The sequence below is a fragment of the Stenotrophomonas sp. GD03680 genome (genome assembly GCF_029844625.1).
Taxonomy (GTDB): Bacteria; Pseudomonadota; Gammaproteobacteria; order Xanthomonadales; family Xanthomonadaceae; genus Stenotrophomonas; species Stenotrophomonas maltophilia_P.
Window position 1 is genome coordinate 22604 of record NZ_JAOCKC010000015.1, and the last position, 18678, is coordinate 41281.

An 18678-nucleotide genomic window follows, 5' to 3' on the forward strand; every position below is an offset into this window, starting at 1 on the left:
CACACAGCCGCAACGGCGGCATGCAGCAGGACGGCAGGACGCCCGAATGCCCATGCCATCGAAAGCGGATACAACGAGGACACGGACATGGCGCATTTTGAACTGATCGAAAAGATGGCACCCAATGCGGTGATCAAGGTGGTTGGCGTGGGCGGCGGCGGCGGCAATGCCGTGGCGCACATGGTCAACTCGGCGGTGGACGGCGTGGAGTTCATCACCGCCAACACCGACTCGCAGGCCATCAAGAATTGCGGTGCGAAGCTGCAGCTGCAGCTGGGCACCAACGTGACCAAGGGCCTGGGCGCAGGCGCGAACCCGGAAGTGGGCCGCCAGGCCGCCCTGGAAGACCGTGAGCGCATCATGGACGCCCTGCAGGGCGCCGACATGGTGTTCATCACCGCCGGCATGGGCGGCGGCACCGGCACCGGTGCGGCGCCGGTGGTGGCGCAGCTGGCCAAGGAAATGGGCATCCTGACCGTGGCCGTGGTCACCAAGCCGTTCCCGTTCGAAGGCCGTCGCCGCATGCAGGTTGCGCTGAAGGGCATCGAGGAACTGAGCCAGCACTGCGACTCGCTGATCACGATTCCGAACGAGAAGCTGATCACCGTGCTGGGCCGCAACGCCACCATGATCCAGGCGTTCCGTGCCGCCAATGACGTGCTGCAGGGCGCCGTGCAGGGCATTGCTGACCTGATCGTGCGTCCGGGCCTGATCAACGTCGACTTCGCCGACGTGCGCACCGTCATGTCCGAAATGGGCCTGGCGATGATGGGTACCGGCACCGCCCGTGGCGATGACCGTGCCCAGGCTGCCGCCGAAGCGGCGATCCAGAACCCGCTGCTGGACGATGTGAACCTGGCCGGTGCCAACGGCATCCTGGTCAACATCACCGCTGGCGCCGACTTCACCATGGCCGAGTTCGACGAGATCGGCCGCACCATCGATGGCTTCGCGTCCGAAGATGCCACCGTGGTGGTCGGTACCGTGCTGGATCCGGACATGCAGGACGAAGTGCGCGTGACGGTGGTGGCTACCGGCCTGAACCGCGTGTCGGCCAGCAAGAGCCAGCGTCCGGGCGAGCGTGCGCCGATCAAGCTGGTGCGCAATGCCACCACCGGCCAGCCGGAGTTCGGCGAGTTCGACACGGGTGGCGATGCGGTCTCCAAGGCCGTGGGCGGCATGGGCCTGGGCCTGCGTCGTGCCAGCAGCGATACCGCGGCAGCCTCCACCGCGTCGGCCCCGGCCTCTTCGGCCCCGGCGGCGGCGGAACTGCCGAATGATTACCTGGACATCCCGGCGTTCCTGCGCCGCCAGGCGGACTGAGCGGAGCTGCCCGGGGCTTGTCCTCCCCGGGTCGCGCCACCATGTCCTGAAGTGCGGGCGCCGGGCCAGGATAGGCCCGGCGGCCCTTCACGCGTGTCCCACCCGCGCGCCGGTGTGTCCTGCCGCCGTTTCAGCCGGGGTAGGGGAGTGCGCGTGTTAATCTAAGGTGTCACTTCCGGTCTGCCCCCATGATCCAGCAACGCACCCTCAAGAACACGATCCGCGCTACCGGCGTTGGCCTGCACAGCGGTGACAAGGTCTACATGACCCTGCGCCCGGCACCGGTCAACCACGGCATCGTGTTCCGCCGCGTGGATCTGGATCCGGTGGTGGAAGTGCCGGCCAAGGCGGAGCTGGTCACCGAAGTGACCCTGTGCACCGGCCTGACCTGCAACGACGCCAAGGTCCAGACCGTTGAACACCTGATGTCGGCTCTGGCCGGCCTGGGTGTGGACAACATCATCGTCGAGCTGTCCTCGGCCGAGCTGCCGATCATGGACGGTTCGGCCGGCCCGTTCGTGTTCCTGCTGCAGTCGGCAGGCATCGTGGAACAGGATGCGCCCAAGCGCTTCATCCGCGTGCTCAAGACCGTGGAAGTGACCGAGGGTGACAAGGTGGCCCGCTTCACGCCCTACGAGGGGTACAAGCTGGGCTTCACCATCCAGTTCGACCACCCGATGATCCCGGCCAAGCAGTCACGCCAGGAAATCGAATTCTCCACGCTGGCGTACACCAAGGAAATCTCCCGCGCGCGCACCTTCGGCTTCATGCGCGACCTGGAGTACATGCGTGAACGCAATCTGGGCCTGGGCGGGTCGATGGACAACGCCATCGTGCTTGACGAGTTCCGCGTGCTCAACGAAGACGGGCTGCGCTACGCCGACGAATTCGTGCGCCACAAGATCCTTGATGCGATCGGCGACCTCTACCTCGCCGGTGGCCAGGTGCTGGGCGCCTACGAGGGCTTCAAGTCCGGTCACGCGCTCAACAACAAGCTGGTGCGCGCGCTGATGGCCGATGCCAGCGCGTGGGAGTGGGTCAGCTATGACTCGCCGGCGCTACCGGATCCGGTCGAGTACGCCACCCCGGCCTACGCCTGATCCACATAACGTTTTGAATTGAAAGGAAAAAACGCCGCCTCTCAGGGCGGCGTCCGCATTTCTGGAGGCTGCGATGGATACGACGCAGCAGGTGACGCGACTGTCGGTCTGTCGTCACGGTTTCGTGAACCTGTTGGATCGGAAGCCTGAATTTAACGTTGTTTTAACAACAATCTAACGACAGGTCCACCGGGGACCGCTAGGATGCGACCCGGCCCCCGAAATGTTTCACGCTGCGGTGACACGCGCGACGGGGAGCGGAGCAGGAGGCTCCGTTGTCCTCAGGACCGCTTCTTCGGCTTCGAAGGAACATCCTGCAGGGCTGCCAAGGCGTCGCGTAGCCCTTTGTGCGTGGCGGCTGAAACTGCGTGGGGGCCATTCCGGTTGTCGATCGCTGGGGAGCGTGAGGGAGTGGTGGACGCAGTCTTGATGGTCACCCTGGTGGCCTTCAGCCCGATGGACCGGGCCGCGTCGAGAAGCTGGGCCTCGGCAAGCCGGAACTTGGCATGCCAGACCGGGGACTCGACGAGAAAAACGAGGTGTTCCCCGTCCACATTGGCCAGCCGGCAACGGCTGCGCAGAGGTGGCGGCAACTGGGGGCGCAACTGACGGTCCAGCGCGTCGAGCCACAAGGCACGCCGCAGCGGGTTCCCGCTTTTGTCCGCCATTACCGCATCCAGTGCCGGTTTCGGCACGGAAGCGGGGCGAACGCTGGATTTCGGCTCAGACATGAAAACTCACTGATGGCATTCAAAAAGATCGTAATCAAAACGCGTGAAGGTCAGGCCAAATCGGCGCTCACGCGTTTGCGGTTCTATTTCGAGGACCGCCCCCGTGCCCTGCTGGGCAGCGTGCTCGGGGTAGGCTGCATTATCGGCTTTGCAGGCGGAATCGGCGCCAACGCGTTCAACGATTCGCGGCTGCAGGCCAAGGTCGACCGCCAGGAGGCTGAACTGGCCAAGGTCCAGCGCGATGCGCAGACCCAGGTCAACGCGCTGGCGGCCCGCCTCGGCGAGCTGCAGGCGCAGGCCACCCGCCTCAACGCCCTGGGCGAACGGCTGACCCAGATGGGCAAGCTGGAAGATGGCGAGTTTGACTTCAACGAAACTCCCGGCCTGGGTGACGGCGATGCCGGCGGCCCGACCTCGGACATCCCGGTCAAGGATGTCAACGCCGACTTACAGGTGCTGGAGCAGCGTTTCGCTGCTTCAGGCCGCCAGCTGTCGGTGATGGAATCGCTGATGTTCGATCACCAGCTGCAGCAGAACGCCGTGCCTTCGCGCATGCCGATCCGCAACAGCTATGTCACGTCCGGCTTCGGCACCCGTGCCGACCCCTTCGGCCGCGGTGCCGCCACCCACAAGGGCATGGACTTCCACGCCCGGGTCGGCGATCCGGTCATGGCCGTGGCCGATGGCGTGGTCAGCTTCTCCGGCGTCAAGGGCGGCTACGGCAACGTCGTCGATGTCGACCATGGCAACGGCTACGTCACCCGCTACGCGCACAATTCGCGCCTGGTCGTGAAGGTCGGCGATCTGGTCCGTGCCGGCCAGGAAGTGGCCAAGGCCGGTTCCACCGGTCGCTCCACCGGCGCCCACGTGCACTTCGAGGTGTGGGAAAACGGCAACGTGGTCAACCCGCGCAAGTTCCTCGGCGACGGCGGCAACACGCCGGTCGGCCGTATCAGCCGCGGCTGATTCCAGCGCCGGGCATGGCCCGGCGCCACCCTCCTTGGGGTCAGATCCTTTCGCCACGGCGAAAGGGATCCGACCCCTTTGCTCAACCCCGGTTTGCCGGATCCGGGCCGATCACGCCGCACGGGACGCTTGAAACCCCTCCCGGCCGTCCCAAGCTACAATGGGTGTTGCCATCGACAGGGCGCCAAGCGCCCTGTTTCGTTTGCGGCGGACGGATTCCCCAGGGAAGGCCGGGCGTCGTGTCCATCCAACCCGGTTCCTTCAATGATCAACAGCCTGCTTACCCGCGTATTTGGCAGTCGTAACGAACGACAGCTGCGCCAGCTCAACCGCATCGTCGCCAAGATCAATGCGCTGGAGCCGGAGATCGAGAAGCTTTCCGACGAGCAGCTGCAGGCCAAGACGCCGGAGTTCAAGCAGCGCATCGCCGGCGGTGAGGCCCTGGACAAGGTCCTGCCGGAAGCATTCGCGGTCTGCCGCGAAGCCGGTCGCCGCGTGCTCGGCATGCGCCACTACGACGTGCAGCTGATCGGCGGCATGGTCCTGCACCTGGGCAAGATCGCCGAAATGCGTACCGGTGAAGGCAAGACCCTGGTGGCCACGCTGCCGGTGTACCTAAACGCGCTGGAAGGCAAGGGCGTGCACGTGGTCACCGTGAACGACTACCTGGCCCGCCGCGATGCCGCGCAGATGGGCAAGCTGTACAACTGGCTGGGCCTGAGCGTGGGCGTGGTGTATCCGGGCATGCCGCACAGCGACAAGCGCGAAGCCTATTCCGCCGACATCACCTACGGCACCAACAACGAATTCGGTTTCGACTACCTGCGCGACAACATGGCGCTGTCCAAGGCCGATCGCTATCAGCGCGGCCTGCACTACGCCATCGTCGACGAAGTCGACTCCATCCTGATCGACGAAGCACGCACCCCGCTGATCATCTCCGGCCCGGCCGACGATTCCCCGGAGCTGTACATCCGCGTCAACCGCATCGTGCCGAACCTGGTCAAGCAGGAAGTGGAAGACGGCGAGGGCGACTTCTGGGTCGACGAGAAGGGCAAGCAGGTGCACCTGTCCGAAGCGGGCATGGAGCACGCCGAACAGCTGCTGGTCGAGGCCGGCATCCTCAACGGCGACACCGAAGGCCTGTACGCGGCGCAGAACCTGACCGTGGTCCACCACCTCAACGCCGCCCTGCGCGCGCATGCCATCTACCAGCGTGACGTGGACTACATCGTGCGCGATGGTGAAGTGGTGATCGTGGACGAGTTCACCGGCCGTACCCTGGCCGGTCGCCGCTGGTCCGACGGCCTGCACCAGGCGGTGGAGGCGAAGGAAGGCGTGCCGGTGCAGCGTGAGAACCAGACGCTGGCCAGCATTACCTTCCAGAACCTGTTCCGCATGTACAAGAAGCTGTCCGGCATGACCGGTACGGCCGATACCGAAGCATTCGAGTTCCAGAGCATCTACGGCCTGGAAGTGGTGGTGATCCCGACCAACCGCCCGACCATCCGCAAGGACAGCCCGGACCAGGTGTTCCTCAACCGCAAGGGCAAGTTCAACGCGGTGCTGGCCGACATCGAGGAATGCGCCAAGCGCGGCCAGCCGGTGCTGGTCGGTACCACCTCGATCGAAACCTCGGAAATGCTGTCCGAGCACCTGCGCAAGGCGGGCGTGAAGCACGAAGTGCTCAACGCCAAGCAGCATGACCGCGAAGCGACCATCGTCGCCAATGCCGGTCGTCCCGGCGCGGTGACCATCGCCACCAACATGGCCGGTCGTGGTACCGACATCGTGCTCGGTGGTTCGCTGGAAGCCGAGCTGCATGCGCTGGGCGAAGATGCCACCGATGAACAGAAGGCGGCGATCAAGGCCGACTGGCAGCAGCGCCACGAAGCAGTGAAGGCGGCAGGCGGCCTGCACATCGTCGGCACCGAGCGCCATGAATCGCGTCGTATCGACAACCAGCTGCGTGGCCGTTCGGGCCGCCAGGGCGACCCGGGTTCGTCCCGCTTCTACCTGTCGCTGGAAGACAACCTGATGCGCATCTTCGCCTCCGACTGGGTGCAGAAGGCCATGCGCATGATGGGCATGAAGGAAGACGACGTCATCGAAGACCGCCTGGTCAGCCGCCAGATCGAGAAGGCGCAGCGCAAGGTCGAGGCCCACAACTTCGACATCCGCAAGAACCTGCTGGACTTCGACGACGTCAACAACGACCAGCGCAAGGTCATCTACGCCCAGCGCGATGAACTGCTGGACGCCGAATCGGTGAAGGAGAACGTCGATGGCATCCGCGACGACGTCGTCTTCGACATCGTTGCGCGCTTCGTGCCGCCGAACTCGGTAGACGAGCAGTGGGACCTGCGTGGCCTGGAAGCGACCCTGGAGTCGGAGTTCGGCCTGCAGATGTCGCTGACCGACCTGGTCAAGTCGCACGAGGAACTGGACGCCGAAACCATCGCCGCCAAGGTGCAGGAGCGCGTCAACCAGCACTTCGCCGAGAAGGAAGCCAGCGTCGGCGACGAGACCATGCGCGCGCTGGAAAAGCATGTGATGCTGACCGTGCTGGACCAGAGCTGGAAGGAGCACCTGGCACGCATGGACTACCTGCGCCAGGGCATCTACCTGCGGGGTTACGCGCAGAAGCAGCCGAAGCAGGAGTACAAGAAGGAAGCCTTCGAGCTGTTCTCGGACATGCTGGAGAACGTCAAGCGCGAAGTGGTGACCCTGCTCGCCCGCGTGCGCATCCGCAGCGACGAGGAAGTGCAGGCACTGGAAGCGGCCGAGCGCCAGCAGGTCGAGGCACGCCTGCGCCAGTCGCAGTTCCAGCACCAGGACGCCGGCGGCTACAGCGCCGACGAGGAAGCGGCGCAGGTGCAGGCCGCGCAGCAGGGCGTGGCCCAGGTGCAGCGCGAAGAAGCCAAGATCGGCCGCAACGATCCGTGCCCGTGCGGCAGTGGCAAGAAGTACAAGCACTGCCACGGCCAGCTGAGCTGACCGGCCAGAGAGCCCCGCGAAAGCGGGGCTCTCCCGTTCTGGGGCAGGAAAGTACGCGATCCGCGATTGCGCCGGTCCCCCTGTTGTAGGCATGCTCCCTGCATGCCTTCCCCCACCCGATCGATCCATGTCGTGGCGGCCGTCATCACCGACGCCCGTGGCCGCGTGCTGCTCAACCGTCGTACCGAGAACCGCGACATGGCCGGCCTGTGGGAGTTCCCCGGCGGCAAGCGCGAAGCGGGCGAAACCTCCGCGCAGGCCCTGGTGCGTGAACTGCGCGAGGAACTGGGCATCGAAGCCGAGGTCGGCGACTGGATCATGGACGTGCCACAGCGGTACCCGGACAAGCACCTGACGCTGGAAGTGCGGCACGTCCGCAGCTGGAAGGGCACGCCGCGCGGTCGCGAAGGCCAGGCCATCACCTGGGTCGCGCAGGACAAGCTCGGACGCTACTCGATGCCGCCGGCCGACCTGCCGGTGGTGGCGGCACTGCGCGAGCCCGACTGCTACCTGGTCACCCCTGCACCGGGTGAGGACGATGCCGGTCAACGGCAGTGGCAGGAACGGCTGCAGCGCGCGGTCAGTGGCGGCCAGCAGCGCATCCAGCTGCGCCTGCCGCTGCAGCATCCTCGCCGTCAGGCCCTGATCGAGCAGGCGCTGCGCGCGCACCGGCGCGGGGTGCAGTGGCTGCTGAACCGCGATATCGAACTGGCGCGCTCGCTGGGTGTCGGCGTGCATCTGGGCAGCGAACAGCTGTTGTCCCTGCAGGCGCGACCGTTGCCGGATGGGCAGCTGGTGGGAGCCTCCTGCCACGATCTTGAGCAGCTGCAGGCCGCACAACGGCTGGGATGCGACTTCGCCGTGCTTGGGCCGGTGCAGGCGACCGCCAGCCATCCCGAGGCAACGCCGCTGGGCTGGGATGCGTTTGCCGCCCTGCGTGCACAGGTATCGCTGCCCATCTACGCGCTGGGTGGGATGGCACGCGGCCAGGTCGCTGAGGCGCGCCGCCATGGTGGGCAGGGCATCGCCGCCATCCGCAGCCTGTGGCCGGAGTAGAGCACGCTCGCGGGTCAGATCCCCGCGCAGCCGGGCTCTGACCCCATTGCCGGGATCGGACCCCTAGCGATCACAATGTGATCCAGAAACAGCCGTACTGACGTCGCAGTCCCAGCACCGTCGCGGCGCGGGTGGCGCTGCCAGGCAGCGTCTGCTCAAGCCGCAGGCCTACGGGATGGCGCGATGCGGAGGGCTCGGTCGCGGATCCGGCCAGTGCAGGATCCTCGTCCTGGAGAACGGCCTGTGCCTGCTGCGGATAGACCGGCACGACGTCCACCAGTGGCCGCCGCGCCAGCGACTCCAGCTGGCCGAGGATGCGCTGCGCGCCCGCGTCGGACACCGCCCCCCAGAGATAGAGTGAGGACAAGCGGTTCACGTCGTTGCCGGTAATGCCGGTGCGCAGGGCCTGTACCAGCTCGCTCAGGCGGCGCGGGCAGCGCGCCCCCAGCGAGTCCTGCGGCAGGTGGTTGCCGGCAGGAGCGGGAGGTGGCAGCCGTGATCGCGCGCCGATGCTGTCGCAGGGCCGGTCGGTGTAGACGCTCTGGCCTTGTGCATCGGTGCAGCGGTTCAGGCGCGAGGCCTGGCCGTGGGCAACGCTGGGCGCAGCGGACAGCAGCAGCGGCAGCAGCAGGAGTGAAATGGATCTCATCGACGCAGGGTAGCGCCGAATGCACGCGTGCAGCGTGCTTTCAGCCCTGCAGCAGTTTCAACACGGCCGTTGTCGGCTTGGCCAGGTTCAGTGTGTAGAAGTGCAGGCCCGGCGCGCCGCCTTCGATCAGGCGCTGGCACAGCTTGGCCACCACTTCGGCGCCGAATGCACGCACCGATGCCGCGTCATCGCCGTAGGCCTGCATCTTGCGGCCGATCCAGCGCGGGATCTCGGCACCGCATTGCTCGGAGAAGCGGCGCAGCTGGCTGAAGTTGGCGATCGGCATGATGCCGGGCGTGATCGGCACGTCCACGCCAAGCCGGCGCACTTCATCCACGAAGTGGAAGTAGGCGTCGGGGTTGAAGAAGTACTGGGTGATCGCCGCGTCGGCGCCGGCATCGATCTTGGCCTTGAAGTGCTTCAGGTCGGCCAGGGCATCGGAGGCCTGCGGATGTGTTTCGGGGTAGGCACCGACCTCGATGCGGAAGGCATTGCCATGTTCGGCACGGATGAAGGCGATCAGTTCGGCGGCGTAGCGCAGGTCGCCAGGAAAGCCCATGCCCGAGGGCAGGTCACCGCGCAGTGCGACCAGCCGGCGGCAGCCGATCGCGCGGTACAGCTTGAGCAGCTCGCGGATTTCCTGGCGGGTGCCGCCGACACAGGAGAGATGAGGCGCCGCCTCGAAGCCGTGGTGCTGGTTGAGATGGCGCACGGTCTCGGAGGTGTAGCTCAGGGTCGAGCCACCGGCGCCGAACGTACAGGACACGTACTCGGGCGCGTAGTCCTTCAGCTTCGCCGCGGCACGGTCGAGCTGGCTGCGCTGTTCGTCGGTCTTGGGCGGATAGAACTCGAAGCTGATGGCGGTCATGGCACGGGCGATGGCGGCGGGTGCGAACCAGTATATCGCTTCATCAAGATGGATGTGCAATGAATGTGTGAAGCGCCTGCCGCGAAGGGGGAAGGGCGGGTACCCTGTGCCACTGAATTCCTGATCACGCCGCACACCATGTCCATCGTCCTTACCGATTTCGCCCGTCCCCGCCTGTTCCCGCGCGTGCCGCGCGGCAACACCATCCAGGACTGCACTGCCGAGCAGTTCGAGGCGTATCTCAACGCACACGCACCGCTGAAGGTGCTCGACGGCTACGCGCCGTTCTGCAAGCTGTTCGTCTACGAGAACTGGACCAGCACGCGCTGCCTGACCGTGCCGGTCACCGATGCCAACCGCCACCTGCTGCGCAGCGGCTACGAAGCGCGCAACCGCGATGAGCTGCCGGTGCTGGTGCGTTGGTTCGAAGGCGTCGAATCGCCGCGTGCGAACTACCTGGTGGTGATCCTGTACAGCGCCGAGCAGCTGGCCAAAGAGGGCTCACCGATCGATGCGGACTGGGGCATCGTCGGCTGCATCTACACTGCCGAACCGGAGGAGGTGCCGATGGCGCCGATCACGATGATGCGCAATGCGCTCGGTGTGGAGGAGGGGGGGTCCGGCGTGCCGCTGGACCGTGAGGCCTACCAGCGTTCGGTGGCGTTCTGGGAGAACAACGCCAACTGGCGGCCGTAAGCCCGGTCACGTGCGTCCGGCCGCGCTCAGCCGGAAAGCCATTCCCACCACGGGTAATGGTATTCGCGGTCGATTGCCTGCCAGTGCTGGCCGCAGTGTGCACAGGCGACCGTGTGGCAATCGCCCCAACCATCTTCGGCCTCCTGCAACGAGAGCAGCTGCATGTGGCCCTGTTCGAGCAGGCGCCGGGGATCGAAGAACGGGTAGGTGGGGTTGAGCGCGCACAGGCAACCCTCGCGCGCCTGCCAGTGGCGCAATCGTCGCAGCGCCGCCTTCAGGTGCGCCTGGTTGCTGACCAGCATGCCGCCGAGTTCGATGGGCTCGCAGCGTCGCTCGATCAGGTCGGCGTGCGATGCCAGGGCCTCCAGCGAGGAGGGGGTGAACAACCGCGCAACCGTGCGCGCGGCGTCGGTGATGCGGCTGGCGTCGCGCGACAGCAGATCCTGCAGCAGCACGTCGGCCTGTGCATCGTCGAGCCGGGGTATCGGCGCTGCGGACCACGGCCAGCGCATCAGTGGGCCTTGCCGATGGCGGCGTAATGGCCGGCCGTAAGGCGCAGCAGGTCGGCCGGCGCCAGTTCCACTTCCAGTCCACGACGCCCGGCGCTGACATGCAGGCTGGGCAATACCTGCGCACTGGCATCCAGGAACGTGCGCAGGCGCTTCTTCTGCCCGAGCGGGCTGATGCCACCGACCACGTAGCCGGTGGCGCGCTGGGCGGCGTCGGCAGCGGCCATCTCACACTTCCGGCAGCCGGCTGCTTCCGCCAACGCCTTCAGGTCCAACTGGCCGGCCACCGGCACGATCGCCACCAGCAGCTCGTGGGTTTCGGTGCTGGCCAGCAGGGTCTTGAATACCTGTGCCGGGTTGAGGCCCAGCTTGTCGACGGCCTCGCCACCATACGATTCGGCGTGGGCATCGTGCACGTAGCTGCGTACGGTGTGGGCGATCTTCTCGCGCTTGAGCAGGGTGATGGCCGGAGTCATGGGCGCATCGTAGCGTGGGGCGACGCGGCTGCCTTGACCGAGGCTGTTGCCATGATCTGGTAGCGCCGGACCATGCCCGGTGGCGTGGAGATCGTATTGCCTGCGTGTCGATGAGCAGGCGCCCTGTACCCGCCGGGCATGGCCCGGCGCTACCGGCGTGCCGAATGCAGAACGGGCGCCCGAAGGCGCCCGTTCTTTCTGCTTCCGTTACCCCGGGCGCGGCATCAGTAGCGGTAGTGGTCCGGCTTGAACGGGCCTTCCACCGGCACGCCGATGTAGTCGGCCTGTTCCTGGGTCAGGGTGGTCAGCTTCACGCCGATCTTCTCCAGGTGCAGGCGTGCCACTTCCTCGTCCAGCTTCTTCGGCAGCAGGTAGACCTTCTTCTCGTAGCTGTCCTTGTTCGCCCACAGGTCGATCTGTGCCAGGGTCTGGTTGGCGAAGCTGTTGGACATCACGAAGCTCGGGTGGCCGGTGGCACAGCCCAGGTTCACCAGGCGGCCCTCGGCCAGCAGGAAGATCGCATTGCCGTTCGGGAAGACGTACTTGTCGACCTGCGGCTTGATGTTGACGTGCTTGATGCCCGGGTAGGACACCAGCGCATCGACCTGGATCTCGTTGTCGAAGTGGCCGATGTTGCAGACGATGGCCTGGTCCTTCATCGCGCTCAGGTGCTCGATGCGGATGATGTCCTTGTTGCCGGTGGTGGTGACGTACAGGTCGGCACGGCCCAGGGTCGATTCGATGGTGTTGACTTCATAGCCTTCCATCGCTGCCTGCAGGGCGCAGATCGGATCGATTTCGGTCACGACCACGCGTGCGCCGTAGGCACGCAGCGAGGCGGCGCAGCCCTTGCCGACGTCACCGTAACCGCAGACCACGGCCAGCTTGCCGGCCAGCATCACGTCCATGGCACGCTTCAGGCCATCGGCCAGCGACTCGCGGCAGCCGTACAGGTTGTCGAACTTGCTCTTGGTGACCGAATCGTTGACGTTGATCGCCGGAATCAGCAGGGTGCCGGCCTGGGCCAGCTGGTACAGGCGGTGCACGCCGGTGGTGGTCTCTTCGGAGACGCCCTTCCAGTCCTTGACCACGCGGCCCCAGTAACCCGGGCGCTCCTTGGCCACGCGCTTGAGCAGGTTCTTGATGACCTGTTCCTCGTGCGAGGAGGAGGCGGTGTTGACCCAGTCACTGCCGTTTTCCAGCTCGTAGCCCTTGTGGATCAGCAGGGTGACGTCGCCACCGTCATCGACCACCAGCTCCGGACCGGTCAGGGTGCCGTCGGCCAGGGTGAAGGTGAGCGCGTCCAGGGTGCAGTCCCAGTACTCTTCCAGGGTCTCGCCCTTCCAGGCGAACACCGGGGTGCCGGTGGCGGCGATGGCCGCAGCCGCATGGTCCTGGGTCGAGAAGATGTTGCACGAGGCCCAGCGCACGTCGGCGCCGATGTCTTTCAGCGTTTCGATAAGCACCGCGGTCTGGATGGTCATGTGCAGCGAGCCGGTCACACGCACGCCCTTCAGCGGCAGCTCGGCCTGGTACTTGCGGCGGATCGACATCAGGCCCGGCATTTCATGCTCGGCGATGTCCAGTTCCTTGCGGCCCCAGTCGGCCAGGGTGATGTCGCGGATCTTGTAATCGCCTTCGGTGGAGAAGGTCTTGGCAACAGCGTTCATGCAGTAGCTCCGGTTGTGGGCGAGCGGGTGCTCGCATCTAGCCGGGCGCCGTTGTTACAGAGCCACCTCACCGAGCCTGGCCGGCCTCATGGGGGTCCGGTCGCAGCGCCCCTCGGGAGGGGAGAACGGCCATTATATCGCGCGCCCGGTGTTTCATCGGCGTGACCCAACCATCGGCAGATGGGCGCCTGTGCACGGACTGTTAAGGTCGGGTTTTAACGCACCCTCAGGTGGAACGATGAGCATGCATGTACGCCGCAACCGGCGCTTGACCGGCCTGGTCCTGTCCATGGCCCTGTTGGCGGTGGCCCCGCTGGCCTGGGCGGCAGCGCCGCAGCCTGCGGCGGCCCAGGCCCAGGGGGCAAACGGCTACGAGCTGCCCTCGGCCGAGCTGCAGGCGGTGGTCGACGCCCCGCGTGCGCCCTCGCTGTACCTGTCGCCGCGCCGCGATGTGGCCGCGCTGATGCAGATGCCGTCGCTGCCGTCGATCCAGGTGGTGGCCCAGCCGGAACTGAAGCTGGCAGGCCTGCGCATCAACCCGCGCACGTTCTCCGACAGCCGTTTCAGCTTCGGCGAGAAGCTGTGGCTGATGAGCGTGGCCGACGGCAGGGAGCGGCAGATCAGCGGCCTGCCGGGCACGCTGTCGATTGCCAGCCTGGCATGGTCGCCGGACCAGAAGTGGCTGGCCTTCAATCAGGTCGACGCCGCCAATGGCGCCAATGAACTGTGGCTGGTGGATGTGGCCGCCGGCAGCGCCCGTCGCCTGGTCGCCGGCCTGAACACGGTGATCGGCAGCGGCTACCAGTGGCTGCCGGACAGCCGTGGTCTGGTGGTGTTCACCCGCCCGGCCAACCTCGGCGCCGCCCCGGCCGCCGACGGCATTCCCACCGGCCCCGCCGTGCAGCAGACCAGCCAGGGCGGCGGCGTGGTGTCGATCCGTACCTATCAGGACCTGCTGAAGAACGAGGCCGACGCGCGCCAGTTCGACTACTACGCCACCACCCAGCCGATGGAAGTCAGCCTGGATGGCCGCACCCGCGCGATCGGCGCGGCGGGCATCTTCATGGGCTTCTCGGTATCGCCGGATGGCCGCTTCGTGCTGCGCCAGCCGGTGCAGCGGCCTTACTCCTATGTGGTGCCGGTCAGCAGCTTCCCGCGCCGCATTGAAGTGATCGACCGTGCCAGCGGCCAACTGGTGCACATCGTGGCCGTGCGCCCGCTGGTGGAAGGCCTGCCGACCGGCAACGACGCCGAAGTGACCGGCGTACGCGACATCATCTGGCGCGGCGATGCCGATGCCACGCTGGTCTGGGCCGAGGCCCAGGACGGTGGTGATCCGAACCGCGACGCCAAGGTGCGCGACGCGGTGCTGATGCAGGCCGCCCCGTTCGACAGGCCGCCGGTGACGCTGGCCCAGCTCGGCAGCCGTCTGGCCGGCATCAGCTGGGGCCGCGGCGACCTGGCCCTGCTCACCGAGTCGTGGTGGAAGACCCGCAGGACCAAGACCTGGTTGATTGCCCCGGACAACGCCGGTGCCGAGCCGCGCCTGCTGTGGGATCGTGATGCGCAGGACCGCTATTCCGATCCGGGCCGGCCCCAGCTGTCCAGCGACGATCGCGGCCGCTCGCTGCTGCAGACCAGCCCCGATGGTGGCAGCCTGTATCTGGTCGGTGCCGGTGCTTCGCCGGAAGGTGACCGTCCGTTCGTGGACCGCTTCGACATCGCCAGCGGAAAGGCCACCCGCCTGTTCCACTCGCAGGCGCCGAACTATTCGGTGCCGGTGGCATTGCTGGACAACCAGGGCAGCTCGCTGCTGCTGAGCCGTGAAAGCCCGGACGAGCCGACCAACTTCCATGTGCAGTCGCTCACCGATGCCGGCGCGGCACCGCGCGCGCTGACCCACTTCCCGCATCCGCTGCCGCAGCTCAAGGGCGTGCAGAAGGAGCAGATCCGCTACAAGCGTGCCGACGGCGTGGACCTCACGGCCACGCTGCTGCTGCCGCCGGGCTACGATCCCACGCGCGACGGCCCGCGCCCGCTGCTGATGTGGGCCTACCCGGGCGAGTTCAAGAGCGCCGCGGCCGCCAGCCAGGTCACCGATTCGCCGTACCGTTTCAACGCGATCAGCTACTGGGGCCCGCAGGCCTTCCTGGCCAAGGGCTATGTGGTGCTGGCAAGTCCTTCGATGCCGATCATCGGCGAGGGCGACAAGGAACCCAACGACACCTATATCGAACAGCTGGTGGCCAATGCCCAGGCTGCGGTGGACGAAGTGGTGCGCCGTGGCGTGACCGACCGCGACCATATCGCCATCGGTGGCCATTCCTACGGTGCGTTCATGACCGCGAACCTGCTTGCGCATACGCGCCTGTTCAAGGCCGGCATCGCCCGCAGTGGTGCCTACAACCGTACGCTGACGCCGTTCGGCTTCCAGGCCGAAGAGCGCAACTACTGGCAGGCGCAGGACGTGTATCAGAAGATGGCGCCGTTCAACTATGCGGACCGGATCAAGGATCCGATCCTGTTCATTCACGGCGTGGATGACAACAATTCCGGCACCTTCCCGATGCAGAGCGAGCGCATGTTCGCTGCGGTGAAGGGACTCGGAGGGACGGCGCGCCTGGTGATGCTGCCGAACGAATCGCACGCCTATCGTGCACGCGAATCGATCATGACCATGCTGGCCGAGAGCGAGCGCTGGCTGGAGCAGACCATCGGCCCGGCAGCCTCGGGCAAGGCGAAGAAGAAGCGCTGACACGTGCATGCCGGCGGCCCCTGCGAGGGGGCCGCCCCGACGCGGTTGCATTCCACATCGGCAGCGCTGGCGTTGCATGCAGATGAAACCATTTCTGCATCGCAGCACAGCCCCCGATCTGGGATAGGCTTGGATCCAGGATCCGTTGACCGAGGCCCGTGCGTCGCCGATGAACGAGTACCGCAGCAGCATCGAGTTTGCTTCTCCCGATCTTCCGCTCCGCGATGACGTGCGCCGGCTCGGCGCGCTGGTCGGCGACCTGCTGGTCGAGCAGGTTTCGGCAACCTTCCTCGACGACGTCGAGGACGTGCGCACGCGGGCCATCTCCCGCCGCGAAAACCAGGCGCCGCTGTCGGAGCTGGCCGATGGCCTGGCCGGTCGTACGCCGCAGCAGGCCGAGACGATGGTGCGGGCATTCAGCACCTACTTCCAGGTGGTCAACATTGCCGAGCGCGTGCACCGCATCCGCCGCCGCCGCGACTACCAGCGCGCCGGTACTGCCGCGCCGCAGCCGGATGGCCTGCAGGATGCGCTGCAGCACCTGAAGGCGCAGGGCGTGACGCTGGATGAGTTGGCGCAGTGGCTGCCGCGCATCGATATCGAACCGGTGTTCACTGCGCATCCGACCGAAGCCGTGCGCCGCGCACTGCTGGAGAAAGAGCAGCTGATGGTGGCCAGCCTGGTCGACAACCTCGACGGCCAGCGCACGCCGGGCGAGGCGGCAGCGGATGCTGCACGCTTCCGCATGGCGCTGACCGCTTCCTGGCAGACCACCGACTCCTCGCCGGTGCGGCCGACGGTCGATGACGAGCGCGAGCATGTCGGCTTCTATCTGGTGCAGGTGCTGTACCGGGTGATACCCGTGCTGTACGAATCCCTGCAGCAGGCGCTGCGTGATACCTATGGCGAAGAACTGGCGCTGCCGCGCCTGCTGCGTTTCGGCACATGGGTGGGCGGCGACATGGACGGCAACCCGAACGTGGACGCCCGCACCATCCGCAGCACGCTCGATGCCCAGCGACAGGCAGTGCTGGGGCGCTACCAGAAGGAACTGCTGCAGCTGGCCAGCCTGCTCAGCCAGTCCACCGAGCGGGTGGGCGTGAGCGATGCGCTGCAGGCGCGCGTGTCGCACTACCAGCAGCTGTTGCCGAAGGTGCAGTCGCGCCCGCGGCACGCCGACATGCCGTACCGGCTGCTCAACGACCGCATGCGTGCGCGCCTGCAGGCCACCCTGGACGATGCAGAGGGAGCCTATGCAGGCCCGGACGAGCTGATCGACGATCTGCAGCTGATCCTCGACAGCCTGCGTGCCAACCGTGGCGAGCATGCCGGCGGATTCGCCGTGCAGCGACTGTTGTGGCGGGTGAAGACGTTCGGCTTCCATCTGGCGCGGCTGGACGTGCGGCAGGAATCGAGCGTGCATGCGCGCGCGCTGGCGGCGGTGCTGGGCGGCGAAGCGGCGTGGGAGGGATTGGATCCATTGGCCCGCGCCGGCCTGCTCGGGCCACACGCCAGCGGCGAGCAGCCGCTGCCGGTGGGTGACGACGAGGGCAACCAGCGACTGGATGCGGTGTTCGCGGCGCTGGCCGACGCGCGCGCGCGGCATGGCAGCGAGGCGCTGGGCAGCTACATCATCTCGATGGCACATGATCGCAGCGATGTGCTGGCCGTGCTGGCGCTGGCGCGCCGTGGCGGATTGGCTGACGAGGACGGCGCGGTGCCGCTGGACATCGCACCGCTGTTCGAGACGGTGGACGATCTCAAGCGCGGTACTGCGACGCTGCGTGACCTGCTGGCCGATCCGGTCTATCGCGCTCATCTGCGGGCACGCGGTGATGTGCAGATGGTGATGCTGGGTTATTCCGACAGCAGCAAGGACGGCGGCATCGCCGCTTCGCGCTGGGGCCTGCAGCGTGCGCAGGTGGAACTGCTGGACGTGGCGGCCGAGGCCGGCATCCGCCTGACCTTCTTCCACGGCCGTGGTGGTTCGATCAGCCGGGGCGGTGGCAAGACCACGCACGCGGTGGACGCGTCGCCACGTGGCAGCATCGATGGTCGCCTGCGCGTGACCGAGCAGGGCGAGGTGATCCACCGCAAGTACGGCATCCGCGCGCTGGCGCTGCGATCGCTGGAGCAGGCCACCGGTGCGGTGCTGCGGGCCAGTCTGCGTCCGCGTGCCGCGGAACCTCGCGAGGAGGGCTGGCGACCGGTGATGGACGTGGTCGCCGCCGCCAGCAGCGAGGTCTATCGCGTCTTCGTCGGCCAGGCCGGTTTCATGGATTACTTCCGTACGGCGACGCCGATCGATGTGATCGAGCGGATGACGCTGGGTTCACGGCCGTCGCGTCGTCTCGGCCAGGATGCGGCACTGGGCAACCTGCGTGCGATCCCGTGGGTATTCGCCTGGAGCCAGGCCCGCGCGGTGATTCCCGGCTGGTATGGCGTGGGCAGCGGCCTGCAGGCGGCGGTGGATGCCGGCCATGAACCTGTCCTGCGCGACATGGCGCGCGACTGGCCGTTCTTCCGCACCTTCCTGGACGACATCGCAATGGTGCTGTCCAAGGGCGATATCACCATCGCCGAACAGTTCTCGCGTCTCTCCGGTGACCTGCACGGGCGCTTTTTCCCGCAGATCCAGCACGAACTGGCGCTGACCCGCCGCTGGCTGCTGGCACTGATGGACCAGCAGACCTTGCTGGAGCACGATGCGCGGCTGGCGCTGTCGATCCGCCTGCGCAATCCCTACGTCGATCCGATCAGCGTGCTGCAGGTGGACCTGCTGCAGCGCTGGCGCGAAAGCGGGCGGGAGGACGAAGAACTGCTGCGCGCGCTGGTGGCCTGCGTGAATGGTGTTTCGCAGGGCGTGCAGAACACCGGGTGAT

The 18678-nt window shown here is 66.6% G+C and carries 14 protein-coding genes and 1 riboswitch; of the genes, 8 read left to right on the forward strand and 6 right to left on the reverse strand.

All coding sequences use genetic code 11. The features are described from left to right. The first annotated feature begins 87 nt into the window (after positions 1–87). Entirely contained in the window at positions 88–1323 is a 1236-nt protein-coding gene (ftsZ, locus tag N5J29_RS14485; RefSeq protein ID WP_053516450.1) for a cell division protein FtsZ, read from the forward strand. A gap of 188 nt (positions 1324–1511) precedes the next feature. Then, positions 1512–2423: a UDP-3-O-acyl-N-acetylglucosamine deacetylase gene (lpxC, locus tag N5J29_RS14490; protein WP_065182801.1), complete on the forward strand. Its 912-nt coding sequence runs from the start codon at positions 1512–1514 to the stop codon at positions 2421–2423. Between the two features lie 281 nt (positions 2424–2704). On the opposite strand, the gene N5J29_RS14495 is transcribed toward lpxC, so the two are convergent. After that, on the reverse strand, positions 2705–3154 hold the full coding sequence (locus N5J29_RS14495) for a DciA family protein (protein WP_053516447.1): 450 nt from the start codon (positions 3152–3154) through the stop codon (positions 2705–2707). Positions 3155–3166: 12 nt separating this feature from the next. On the opposite strand from N5J29_RS14495, the gene N5J29_RS14500 reads away from it, so the two are divergent. The 3 genes from N5J29_RS14500 (at position 3167) to N5J29_RS14510 (ending at position 8173) form a co-directional block, all read left to right on the forward strand. Further along, the gene (locus N5J29_RS14500; RefSeq protein WP_053516446.1) at positions 3167–4120 is read left to right on the forward strand and encodes a M23 family metallopeptidase; all 954 of its coding nucleotides are present in this window, start codon (positions 3167–3169) and stop codon (positions 4118–4120) included. A gap of 264 nt (positions 4121–4384) precedes the next feature. Beyond that, a complete protein-coding gene (gene secA / locus N5J29_RS14505; RefSeq protein ID WP_053516445.1) occupies positions 4385–7117 on the forward strand; it encodes a preprotein translocase subunit SecA in 2733 nt (910 codons plus the stop codon). A 102-nt stretch (positions 7118–7219) separates the two neighbouring features. Next, entirely contained in the window at positions 7220–8173 is a 954-nt protein-coding gene (locus tag N5J29_RS14510) for a Nudix family hydrolase (protein ID WP_065182800.1), read from the forward strand. 70 nt (positions 8174–8243) lie between these two features. Here N5J29_RS14510 and N5J29_RS14515 read toward each other — a convergent pair whose 3' ends face one another. Continuing rightward, positions 8244–8822 carry a DUF4124 domain-containing protein gene (locus N5J29_RS14515; RefSeq protein WP_164151672.1) on the reverse strand — a complete coding sequence of 193 codons (579 nt, stop codon included), beginning with the start codon at positions 8820–8822 and terminating at the stop codon, positions 8244–8246. Between the two features lie 40 nt (positions 8823–8862). Next, a complete protein-coding gene (gene metF / locus N5J29_RS14520) occupies positions 8863–9690 on the reverse strand; it encodes a methylenetetrahydrofolate reductase [NAD(P)H] (protein ID WP_053516480.1) in 828 nt (275 codons plus the stop codon). A gap of 138 nt (positions 9691–9828) precedes the next feature. On the opposite strand from metF, the gene N5J29_RS14525 reads away from it, so the two are divergent. Further along, positions 9829–10386: a DUF3228 family protein gene (locus N5J29_RS14525; RefSeq protein WP_065175850.1), complete on the forward strand. Its 558-nt coding sequence runs from the start codon at positions 9829–9831 to the stop codon at positions 10384–10386. 26 nt (positions 10387–10412) lie between these two features. On the opposite strand, the gene N5J29_RS14530 is transcribed toward N5J29_RS14525, so the two are convergent. From N5J29_RS14530 to ahcY, 3 genes are all read right to left on the reverse strand, one after another. Further along, positions 10413–10898 (reverse strand): hypothetical protein, encoded by a 486-nt coding sequence (locus tag N5J29_RS14530; RefSeq protein WP_164151670.1) that lies wholly within the window; start codon positions 10896–10898, stop codon positions 10413–10415. Beyond that, positions 10898–11371, reverse strand: a complete 474-nt coding sequence (gene ybaK, locus N5J29_RS14535) for a Cys-tRNA(Pro) deacylase (RefSeq protein ID WP_164151668.1) — start codon at positions 11369–11371, stop codon at positions 10898–10900. The genes N5J29_RS14530 and ybaK overlap by 1 nt, the downstream gene beginning before the upstream one ends. A 224-nt stretch (positions 11372–11595) precedes the next feature. Then, a complete protein-coding gene (ahcY, locus tag N5J29_RS14540; protein ID WP_065182797.1) occupies positions 11596–13041 on the reverse strand; it encodes an adenosylhomocysteinase in 1446 nt (481 codons plus the stop codon). Positions 13042–13077: 36 nt separating this feature from the next. After that, a riboswitch (S-adenosyl-L-homocysteine riboswitch) is annotated at positions 13078–13161 on the reverse strand. Between the two features lie 118 nt (positions 13162–13279). Here ahcY and N5J29_RS14545 point away from each other — a divergent pair. Together N5J29_RS14545 and ppc are read left to right on the forward strand one after the other, a co-directional pair. Beyond that, positions 13280–15796, forward strand: coding sequence for a prolyl oligopeptidase family serine peptidase (locus tag N5J29_RS14545; RefSeq protein WP_164151666.1), 2517 nt, complete (start codon positions 13280–13282; stop codon positions 15794–15796). Positions 15797–15965: 169 nt separating this feature from the next. Further along, on the forward strand, positions 15966–18677 hold the full coding sequence (ppc, locus tag N5J29_RS14550) for a phosphoenolpyruvate carboxylase (RefSeq protein ID WP_164151725.1): 2712 nt from the start codon (positions 15966–15968) through the stop codon (positions 18675–18677). Position 18678: the final 1 nt, after the last annotated feature.